This is a genomic window from Streptomyces sp. NPDC058401 (assembly GCF_042722885.1).
Taxonomy (GTDB): Bacteria; Actinomycetota; Actinomycetes; order Streptomycetales; family Streptomycetaceae; genus Streptomyces.
Genome location: NZ_JBHXKA010000220.1, coordinates 5,032 through 7,838, shown reverse-complemented (window position 1 = coordinate 7,838; position 2,807 = coordinate 5,032). Strand labels below are relative to the sequence as shown.

The following is a 2,807-nucleotide window of genomic DNA, read 5'->3' as shown; positions in this document are numbered from 1 at the left end:
GGTGCGGCCTTTTGATGCGGCCTTCGTACGACGGTCAGCCGCCGAGCAGTCCGCCCAGCAGGTCGGGCTGCTTCGGCGCGGTGCTGCCGGCTCCTCCCGTGGAGCCCCCGCTGCGCGTTCCCGCGGAGCTGGACGGGGGCTTCTGCGGGGTGGACTGGCGGGGGGTGCTGCGCGGGGACTGCTTGCCGCTGGTGGTGCCGCGGGTCGCGGTGGGCGAGCCGGAGCCGGCCGTCGGGGAGCTCGAACCGGTTGCGCCGCGGCCGGACTTGGCGGCCGGGGAGGAGGCTCCGGCGGAGGGCTGTGCGGCCTGCTTCGAGGGGGTGGGGCGGACGGGCAGCTGCTGCTTGGGGCTGCTCGGCAGCGGCCGTCCGGGCAGGTAGTTGCTCGGGGCCTCGCCCGGTCCGGGCACGGTGACCACGGTGGTGGAGCGGACGGCGCCGCCGAGGAGCGAGCCGATGAGGAGGGTGAGTCCGCAGATGACGCCGGCCATGACGGCCCCGCGGCGCAGGACCCGGCGGCGCAGCCGCCAGACCTCGGAGCGCGGGCCCAGGGTGCGCCAGGCCTCGCCGGCGAGGCGGCCGTCCAGGGAGTAGACGGGGGCGCCGGCGATGATCAGCGGGCTCCAGGCGGCGAGGTAGATGATGTCGGGGGCGTCGTAGGCGGGGACGGTCTTCCAGCTCACCGTCATCAGCAGTGCGGCGGACAGCAGTGCGCCGAAGCAGGCGGCGAACCGCTGCCACAGGCCGAAGACCGTCAGCACGCCCACGATGACCTGGAGGAAGGCCACGCTGAGTCCGGCGCCGACCGGGTGGGCGAGTGCGAAGTCGCGCAGCGGTTCGGCGAGGGCCCAGGGCTGGAGGGTGTGCAGCCAGGTGACCATGGAGCCGCGTTCGCCGCCGTCGAAGTAGACGGGGTCGCACAGTTTGCCCATGCCGGCGTAGATGGAGATGAAGCCGAGGAAGACGCGCAGCGGGAGCAGTACGACGCCGAGGTTCATGCGGCGGCCGGGGTAGTACGAGGCCTGCGCGCGGGCCTCGGCCTGGGCGCGGCGGGAGTCCGCGGATCCGCTGCCTTCGGAGTAGGCGGCGTCGTAGGCCTCGTGGGAGTGGGAGAGGCCCCCCACCACGGGCTGCAGCCGGGTTTCGTCGGCGTCCCCGTAGCTGCGCTGGCCGATGACGGTCGGGGTGGCGAGGGTGTCGTCGGCGAGGTCGTGGGCGAGGTCGATGCGCGGGATGGTCTGGGTGGCGCCGCCGTCGTACTCGTCGCGGCCGTCGTGGGCGCGCCCGTGATCGCGTACGGCCTGGAGCAGGCCGCCCATGGCGGCGCTGGCGGCGGCGTCGCCGGGGGCGGACTTGCCGCTCCAGACGACGGGCCTGCGGCGGGTGGCGCCGGCTCCGGCGGCCGCGAGGGCTCCGCCGAGTGCGGGGGCGAGCCCTGGGGCGCCCGAGGGCCTGGGACGCGCGCTGGGGCTCGGTGCGAGCCGCACGCGGAAGCTGGCGTGGTTGACGATGACCTGTGCGGGGTCGCACGGCACCTTGACCATGCTCAGCGCGGGCTGGTCGTCGAACCCTGGCGTTCTGGTGTCCACACTCATCTAACCGAGTGATGAGTGTTTAGGACACTGCCTTGACTTCAGGGATGTGTCCGAGACCCGTCAAATCAAGCCACCCCGCCCGTAGGGGGCGGGGTGGCACGCTCACGGGTCACTTCCGGTGAGCCAAGTGGATCAAGCGGCGGGCGTGCCCGTCGCTCAGACGCGGCCGCGGGTGGCGCGGCGGCGGGCCGCCTCGTAGAGGACGACGCCCGCGGCGACACCGGCGTTGAGGGATTCGGCGCCGCCCGGCATCGGGATGCGCACGAGGTAGTCGCAGTTCTCGCCGACGAGCCGGCCGAGGCCCTTGCCCTCGGAGCCGATGACGATGACGACGGGGCCGCCCAGCGCTTCGAGCTCGTGCACCTCGTGCGTGCCCTCGGCGGCGAGGCCGACGATGGTCATGCCTTCCTTCTTGTAGTCCTGGATGGCGCGGGTCAGGTTGGTGACGCGCGAGACCGGGGTACGGGCCGCGGTGCCGGCCGAGGACTTCCAGGCGCCGGCGGTCATGCTGGCGGCGCGGCGCTCGGGAACGACCACGCCGTGGCCGCCGAAGGCGGAGACGGAGCGGATGATCGCGCCGAGGTTGCGCGGGTCGGTGATCCCGTCGAGGGCGACGATGAGAGGGTCCTCGCCGTTGTCGTACGCGGCGGCGGTGAGCTCGTCCGGGAGCGCGTACTCGTACGGCGGGACCTGGAGGACCAGGCCCTGGTGGTTGAGCCCGTTGGTGAGGCGGTCGAGCTCGGGGCGCGGGGCTTCCATCAGGTTGATGTTGCCGCGCTCGGCCGCGAGCTGGAGGGCTTCGCGGACGCGCTCGTCGTTGTCGATGAACTGCTGGACGTAGAGGGTGGTGGCCGGTACACCGTCGCGCAGCGCCTCGAAGACCGGGTTGCGGCCGACGACCATCTCGCTGGTGCCCTTGGGGCCGCCGCGGCGGGGGGCCGGGCGGCGCTTGGCGGCCTGGCGGGCCATGGCGTTGCTGATGCGGTTGGCCTTGTGCTTCTTGCGGTCCTCGGCCTTGGGCGTGGGGCCCCTGCCTTCGAGGCCCTTGCGCCGCTGGCCACCGCTGCCGACCGTCGCGCCCTTCTTGTTGGACGTGCGGCGGTTCCTGCGCTGGCTGTTCCCGGCCATGACCTCTACCTGATTTCGTTGGTTCTGCGATATGTACGTATGAAGAGTGTGCCGGGGGGACAGCCCCGGTGGGCACTGCGGGGGC

At 73.0% G+C, this 2,807-nt stretch carries 2 protein-coding genes; both read right to left on the bottom strand.

Annotation, left to right across the window (positions count from 1 at the left end; all coding sequences use genetic code 11):
* Window positions 1-34: 34 nt before the first annotated feature.
* On the bottom strand, window positions 35-1,594 hold the full coding sequence (locus tag ACFWNV_RS38395; RefSeq protein ID WP_383956578.1) for a DoxX family membrane protein: 1,560 nt from the start codon (window positions 1,592-1,594) through the stop codon (window positions 35-37).
* A 156-nt stretch (window positions 1,595-1,750) separates the two neighbouring features.
* Window positions 1,751-2,722 carry a 23S rRNA (guanosine(2251)-2'-O)-methyltransferase RlmB gene (gene rlmB, locus ACFWNV_RS38390; protein WP_383956576.1) on the bottom strand — a complete coding sequence of 324 codons (972 nt, stop codon included), beginning with the start codon at window positions 2,720-2,722 and terminating at the stop codon, window positions 1,751-1,753.
* Between the last annotated feature and the right edge of the window lie 85 nt (window positions 2,723-2,807).